Origin of the sequence: Micromonospora sp. NPDC049089 (genome assembly GCF_040648775.1) — a bacterium.
Taxonomy (GTDB): Bacteria; Actinomycetota; Actinomycetes; order Mycobacteriales; family Micromonosporaceae; genus Micromonospora.
In genome coordinates this window covers 1-5,572 of record NZ_JBEZEH010000306.1, presented here as the reverse complement: position 1 = coordinate 5,572, position 5,572 = coordinate 1, and the positions used below count along the sequence as shown (strand labels likewise).

Here is a 5,572-nt window from a genome sequence, read left to right as displayed (position 1 = left end):
AGAGAGCTAATGCGATTCAACTTTTGGTGTCTGGATTACAGACGTGTGCAATCCCTCTCTGACCCCCACGGCCGGGGCGGCGCGGCCCGGCCGGTTAACAACTGGGGTACGCCTCAGAGCATCGGACGGCCGACCACCGAGGCGACCAACCGCGCGAACTCCTCCAACCGGGCGATCTGCCCGGCGCCGCCGTCGTCGAGGGTCTTGCCGAAGCGCAACGCGTCGTGCCGGGGCGTGCCGGGCATCTCCTCACTCGGCGGCGCCTCGTCCAACGAGGTGAGCAGCAGGTAGACGTCGATGCTGTCGACCCGGATCTCGCCGCTCTCGGCACGGTTGAGTCGCCGCCGGCAGCCCACCTCGGTGACGGTGGAGACCGGCACCACCCGCAGCGACGAGGTCATCGAGCCCGGAGGGCCCTCCTCCGGCGGTACGTCCTCGCCGTGCCAGAGGATGAGCCGGCTGCCGTCGCAGACCACGACCTCCTGCCACACCCCGTTGACCTCGTTGACGAAGCGTTCCAGGGTGAAGCCGAGCACCGACGCGCCGCGCAGCACGCCGCCGAGCGCCTCCAGGGCGACGTCCGGGTCGCGCAGGTAGGCCCGCGCCGCCGACTCCAGGTCCTGGTAGGGCGACCAGTCGGGAAAGACCGCGGGGAGGTCTCCACCGCCGTAGCCCGGTCGGCTCATGCCAGCGTCTCCCCCTGCTCGGCGCTGCCGACACCCAGCTCGATGGTCACGGCCTGTCCATCTCCCCCGCACCGTTGGGTTGCGCGCCCGCCGCCTGCGCGGCGGCGGCCTGTCGGGCCGCCTCCGCCTCACGCAGGTCCTGACGGCGCTGCGCGTACGCCTCGGTGCCCTTGCTGGGCTTGCGGCGGCGCGGCGGCGCGGTGACCCCCGGGGCCAGCTTGCGGGCGGACACCAGGAAGGCGGTGTGCGCGATCATCCGGTGGTCCGGACGGACGGCGAGGCCCTCCGCGTGCCAGTCTCGCACCAGGGACTCCCAGGCCCGGGGCTCGGTCCAGCCGCCGCGCTCGCGCAGCGCCTCCACCAGCTCGGACAGCTGCGGTGTGGTGGCGACGTAGCCGATGAACACCCCACCGGGCACCAGAGCCCGCTCGACCATGTCGAGGGTCTCCCAGGGGGTCAACATGTCCAGGATGATCCGGTCGAAGCCGGTCTCCTGGCACTGCGCGACGTCGCCGACGTGCAGGTTCCACGAGGGGTGCGGCCCGTTGAAGAACGCCTCGACGTTGCGCTTGGCGATCTGGGCGAAGTCGTCGCGCAGTTCGAACGAGTGCAGCTCGCCCTCCGTGCCGACTGCTCGCAGCAGGGAGCAGCTCAGCGCGCCGGAGCCGGCGCCGGCCTCGAGGACCTTCGCGCCGGGGAAGATGTCGCCCATCGCCACGATCTGCGCCGAATCCTTCGGGTAGATCACCTGGGCGCCGCGCGGCATGGACAGCACGTAGTCCGACAGCAGCGGCCGCAGGGCCAGGAAGGCGGTGCCCCCACCGGAGGTGGTCACCACGCTGCCGTCGGGGAGCCCGATCAGCGCGTCGTGGGCCAGGATGCCGCGGTGGGTGTGGAACTCCTTGCCGGGCTCCAGCGTCACGGTGTGCATCCGCCCCTTGGGGTCGGTCAGCTGGACCCGGTCGCCGGGCCGGAACGGCCCACGGTGCACGGGTGTCAGCGCCGGGCTGGCGGGGTCGGCGGCGACGGTGGAGGGAGTTGCGGTCACGGTGTCATCTTCCGGTTGGGTTCAAGGAGCTGTGCCAGGTCCGCGATGTGCAGAATGCCGACGACATCTTCGCCTGACGTCACCACGTACTGTGCGCCCGGGTAGGTCTGTACGGCCTCCATCACCCGCTCGCCGTCCCACCCGAGCGACAACGTGGGAAGAGTGCCCAGCGACCGGGCGACGGCGTCGACCGCCAACCACGGTCGGCGCTCGACCGGCACCGCGTCGGCGGCGGCCGGGTCGACCAGCGCCACCGATCGACCGGTGGAGTCGGTGACCACCAGCGCGGCGTCGGGCTGCCCGCTCTCGGCGCGGCGGCGCTGGGCCTCGGCCAGTGGCGTACCGGTGGGCACCGGCCAGACCGGACGGGCCAGCCGGGCGAGGTCGATCAGCGGGAACCGGCGGCTGACCCGGGCGGCCCGGATCGACTGCCCGGCGCCACGCCAGAGGGTGACGGCGACCAGGAGCATCAGCGGCAGCGCCAGCGGCGCCAGCCGCCGCTCGACGGTGAGCAGCACCACCAGGGCCGCGGTGCCGACGGCGACGATCCGGCCGGCCCACCCGGCGACCTCGGTGCCGAGGTGCCGGTCGCGGGTCAGCCCCCACACCGCGGCGCGCAGCGCCCGGCCACCGTCGAGCGGAAGCCCGGGCAGGCTGTTGAACAGGGCCACGATGACGTTGCTGACCGCGAGCTGGAAGGCGAGCTGGTGCGCCACGGTCCCCTCGGGCAGGGCGAGCGTGGCGGCGACCGCCAGGACGCCGAGCACAGCGGAGACCGCCGGGCCGGCCAACGAGACCAGCAGGTCGACGCGGGGCGACGGGGCGTCGCGGTCCATCTCGGTGTAACCGCCGAGCAGCTCCAGGGTGATCCCGCGCACACCGATGCCGTACCGCCGGGCGGTGAGGGCGTGGCCCAGCTCGTGCAGCAGCACCGAGCCGAGCAGCGACACGACGAACCCGAAGCCGATCAGGTAGCCGCTGAGCTGCGACAGGTCCAGTTGTCGGCGGGCGAACTCGCCGTACAGCACAGCGATGAGCACCGCGAGCAGGACCATGGAGCCGTTGAGGTACAGCGGCACCCCGAACACCTTGCCGACGTTCAGGCCGAGTCGTCGGTCCGGTCGGCGCGGCGGCCTGGTTGTCTGCTCCATCGCCACGATGCTACGGACCGTCGCTGGGCGGGGCGGGCGGCGGGCGGTGTCACACCGGTGCCCTAACCTTTGCCGACATGACGGCGGAATCGGTCACCACCCCCCAGCCCTCCCCCGCGGCGCAGGCGCCGCCGACGGTGCGGGCCTCGCTGTCCCCGTCGCGGGCGGCGGATTTCAAGACCTGCCCGCTGCTCTACCGGTTCCGCAGCATCGACCGGCTGCCCGAGCGCACCACCATCGAGCAGGCCCGGGGCACGTTGGTGCACGCGGTGCTGGAGCGCCTGTTCGACCTGCCGGCCACCGGCCGCACACCGGAGGCGGCCGGCGACCTGGTGGCCCCCCAGTGGGACCGGCTGGTCACCGAGCAGCCCGAGCTGGCCGGGATCTTCGACGGCGCGGAGCCGGCTGGCCCGGTGGAGTTCCTCCGCTCCGCCGCCGGGCTGTTGCAGGGTTACTTCGCGGTGGAGGACCCGACCCGACTGGAGCCGGCCGAACGCGAGGCCCTGATCTCCGCGGTCGTCGACGAGGAGCTGCTGATCCGGGGTTACCTCGACCGGCTCGACGTCGCTCCGGACGGCGCGCTGCGGGTGGTCGACTACAAGACCGGGGGTGCTCCGCGGGAGGCGTTCGAGGCGCGGGCGCTGTTCCAGCTGAAGTTCTACGCCCTGGTGCTGTGGCGCACCCGGGGGGTGGTGCCCCGGGTGCTGCGCCTGCTCTACCTGCGCGACGCCGAGGTGTTGGATTACACCCCGGACGCCGACGAGCTGGTCCGCTTCGAACGCACCGTGGTGGCGCTGTGGCGGGCGATCGAGCAGGCCACCGCCCGGCAGGATTTCCGGCCCCGGCCGAGCCGGCTCTGCGACTGGTGCAGCCACCAGGCGCTCTGTCCCAGCTTCGGCGGCACCCCGCCGCCGTTCCCGGTCGCGGCGGCGGGCGCCGACCCGCTGCGCGACTCCCGGGCGGCCACTCCGGTCGCGCCGGGTGCCGACGAGTGACGGCCTCCTGAGCGACGCGTACGCCCGGTGCGGCGATTCCGGCCGCCGGGATCGCCTGCCGCACGCCGAAGACCCGACAGCAGCGGTGCCGCTGCGGTCGGGACAGGACGACCGGCTGGCCTCTACGGTGATCCGCGACGCACCGGCTCCGGTGCGCGAGGATGACCGGTGCGCGCCACGACGTCGGCGGGACGGGAGACCAGATGAGCGATCAGGCGCCCTCGGCGCGGCCGGTGCGGATCCTGCTCGCCGACGACCAGCCGCTGCTGCGGACCGGGTTCCGGATGGTGCTGGGCGCCGAGAGCGACCTGGACGTGGTGGCGGAGGCCGGTGACGGCGTGGAGGCGGTGGAGTTGTCCCGCCGGCTGCTGCCCGACGTCGTACTGATGGACATCCGGATGCCCCGGATGGACGGGGTGGCGGCGACCCGGGCCATCGTCGACGCCCGGCTGCCGGTACGGGTGCTGGTCCTCACCACCTTCGACCTGGACGAGTACGTGGTGGGCGCGTTGCGGGCCGGCGCCAGCGGGTTCCTGGCCAAGGACGTGCCCGCCGAGGATCTGATCGCGGCGATCCGCACTGTCGCCGGCGGGGACGCGGTGGTGTCACCTCGGATCCTGCGGCGACTGCTGGACCGCTTCGCCGACCTGCTGCCCGACCCGGCGGCGACCCCGGCGGCGGCGCTCAACGCGCTCACCGACCGGGAGCGCGAGGTGCTCGTGCAGGTCGCCCGAGGGTTGTCCAACGCCGAGATCGCGACGGTCCTGTCGGTGAGCGAGACCACCATCAAGACGCACGTCGGGCATGTACTGACCAAGCTGCGGTTGCGCGACCGGGTGCAGGCGGTGGTGCTGGCGTACGAGTCGGGGCTGGTCCGCCCCCGGGCGTAGTTGCGCCGGCTGAAGTACCTCACCCGGCGTACTCGAAGATCCCTCCGTGGGGGGACGGCCGGCGTTGCGGTCGTCACCTACCGTGACCGGAGACGGCCCGGTTCGGTTGACCCTCCTGTGGCGTCAGGTGCAAGTGTCGGTGCTGCCGCCGCTGTGTGGAAAAACGGTCGACCGGCCGTCGACTCAGGGGCAACCCTGATGCGATATGGGGGTGCACCCGCAGCGGGAAATCCGCTCCGGGTCCCCCCAGGGTCGGACGGGGCGGGCGTATTCGGCACCGATGATTGAACAGTCGCGCCGGACCATCGGGGGGCGGCGTGCATTTTCGGACAGACGGAAGAGGTAGATGACGTGACCGCGACGGTAGGCCAGCAGGCGCAGGCCGCGGCCCGGGCGAACGACGTGTGGAAGGTGTACGGCAGCGGCGAGGCTCAGGTCATCGCGCTGCGGGGGGTCAGCGCGGAGTTCGAACGTGGTCGCTTCACCGCGATCATGGGCCCGTCGGGTTCCGGTAAGTCGACGCTGATGCACTGCCTGGCCGGTCTGGACTCGGTGACCCGGGGGACGGTGTCGATCGGTGAGACGACCGTCACCGGGCTGGGCGACGCGGGGCTGACGAAGCTGCGGCGCGACAAGGTGGGCTTCATCTTCCAGCAGTTCAACCTGCTGCCGACGCTGACCGCCAAGGAGAACATCCTGCTGCCGCTGTCGATCGCCGGACGCAAGCCGGACCCGGCCTGGTACGACACGGTGATCGAGACGGCGCTGGCCGGCTTCGTGGCCTTCTGCAACGCGACCACCG

The 5,572-nt window shown here is 72.3% G+C and carries 6 protein-coding genes; 3 read left to right on the top strand and 3 right to left on the bottom strand.

Going from position 1 to position 5,572, the window contains the following annotated elements; all coding sequences use genetic code 11:
- Positions 1-113: 113 nt before the first annotated feature.
- Genes AB0B48_RS31635 through AB0B48_RS31625 form a run of 3 tightly spaced genes read right to left on the bottom strand, consistent with a single transcriptional unit; the run spans position 114 to position 2,885 of the window.
- Positions 114-686 carry a hypothetical protein gene (locus AB0B48_RS31635; protein ID WP_355007941.1) on the bottom strand — a complete coding sequence of 191 codons (573 nt, stop codon included), beginning with the start codon at positions 684-686 and terminating at the stop codon, positions 114-116.
- A gap of 46 nt (positions 687-732) precedes the next feature.
- The gene (locus tag AB0B48_RS31630; RefSeq protein ID WP_274524482.1) at positions 733-1,686 is read right to left on the bottom strand and encodes a tRNA (adenine-N1)-methyltransferase; all 954 of its coding nucleotides are present in this window, start codon (positions 1,684-1,686) and stop codon (positions 733-735) included.
- Positions 1,687-1,730: 44 nt separating this feature from the next.
- Positions 1,731-2,885: a site-2 protease family protein gene (locus tag AB0B48_RS31625; RefSeq protein ID WP_357208016.1), complete on the bottom strand. Its 1,155-nt coding sequence runs from the start codon at positions 2,883-2,885 to the stop codon at positions 1,731-1,733.
- Positions 2,886-2,962: 77 nt separating this feature from the next.
- On the opposite strand from AB0B48_RS31625, the gene AB0B48_RS31620 reads away from it, so the two are divergent.
- From AB0B48_RS31620 to AB0B48_RS31610, 3 genes are all read left to right on the top strand, one after another.
- The gene (locus tag AB0B48_RS31620; protein WP_357208014.1) at positions 2,963-3,880 is read left to right on the top strand and encodes a PD-(D/E)XK nuclease family protein; all 918 of its coding nucleotides are present in this window, start codon (positions 2,963-2,965) and stop codon (positions 3,878-3,880) included.
- 203 nt (positions 3,881-4,083) lie between these two features.
- Positions 4,084-4,770 (top strand): response regulator transcription factor, encoded by a 687-nt coding sequence (locus tag AB0B48_RS31615; RefSeq protein ID WP_357208011.1) that lies wholly within the window; start codon positions 4,084-4,086, stop codon positions 4,768-4,770.
- A gap of 351 nt (positions 4,771-5,121) precedes the next feature.
- Positions 5,122-5,572: ABC transporter ATP-binding protein (locus AB0B48_RS31610; protein WP_357208008.1), on the top strand; the 451-nt coding region annotated here is incomplete at its 3' end.